1 protein-coding gene and 1 pseudogene are annotated in these 1,257 nt (G+C 33.7%); both read right to left on the bottom strand.

The genetic code is table 11. The features are described from left to right. Positions 1-624, bottom strand: a pseudogene (locus tag Dpoa2040_RS02180) (hypothetical protein); the annotation flags it as partial. 112 nt (positions 625-736) lie between these two features. Next, positions 737-1,257: acetyltransferase (locus Dpoa2040_RS02175; RefSeq protein WP_168640123.1), on the bottom strand; the 521-nt coding region annotated here is incomplete at its 5' end.

The raw sequence follows: 1,257 nt of genomic DNA, 5'->3' as shown, positions 1-1,257 counted from the left end.
GCTAGGGCAATAAAAATAAATAAAATTATTTTTTTTATCAATAGACTCTAAAACTTTATTAACAAAATTCATTCTTTGACCATGAATAGTCCCAATGAAGCATAACTCATAATTTAATTCATTATTACATTTATAAACATTTTCGTATTCTGTTGAATAAAATAAAGGTAGGAAGTTAAACCCCCACCGCTCCGCATCAGCATGATCAAAAGTGAAGCAGTCATCAAAAAGTCTAAGGTACTGCAGGGATTTTTTCTTATTCGCTATAGAATCCCACATATAAAAAAACAACCGAGAATCATTAAGTTTATCTTTGATGTTTTTTATTATCCTTTCACTAGGTGTTTCAGGGTTAACAAATAAGACGTAGTCAGGTTTCCACAACTCAAGCTCAATCGTAATATTGTGGTAGTAATTATTAATAAGACACCCCAACACCTTATTAAAATGCAATCTAATTAAAATTTTAACCAACACATTATTCGATGGGCGCTCATCAAAAAGTTTTACATTTGCCCCAAGACTAACGACCGCATCACGTATTTTATTTTCATACGAAAAAAATTTAGGGCAAAATATAGCGACCTTCTTCCCTTTTAACAAGGGAATATCATATTTTTCCACAATAGTTCCTATCACTACAGCTGACGAGAGTTAAATATCCTGGAGAACACTCACCCTCATTAAATAAAAGGAGATAACATGGCACAACCAAAATAAGAAAAACCTATCAATTTTATAACTCATTATTAACTTGAAGCCATATTTTATTTTTATCATCAAATACTTTAATTATTTTAGCAGGGACTCCTACAGCAATAGAGTTCTTCTGAATATTCCTTGTGACTACGGCATTTGCACCTATAATAGCTCCTTCCCCAATTACAACTCCCGGCAATATAGCTGCACCTTCCCCAATCCACACATTTTTAGAAATAATTACGCTTTTAGAAAAGAGTGGTCGTTCCGCTGGAGCAATACTCGGATCACTTGACATTTCCACAGAGTCATAACAACCATGATTTAGATCTGTAATAAAAACCCTACTTGCAATAAGTACATTATCACCAATTTCAATTCTATTATGAGCTACAACATGTACATTATCATTCAATTGAACATTATTACCGAATAAAATACGTCCATTTCCAAAAGTTTCTAATCGACAGGTTCTACCGATGCTTCCATTGAGCCCCCAAACAACCCCACTTCCCCCTCTGATAAAGATAGGTAGTCGCACCATTTTTTGTTTTGGAA

It is taken from the genome of Dickeya sp. CFBP 2040 (genome assembly GCF_012273755.1).
GTDB classification, from domain to species: Bacteria; Pseudomonadota; Gammaproteobacteria; order Enterobacterales; family Enterobacteriaceae; genus Dickeya; species Dickeya poaceiphila.
This window is presented reverse-complemented; position numbering and strand designations above follow the sequence as displayed.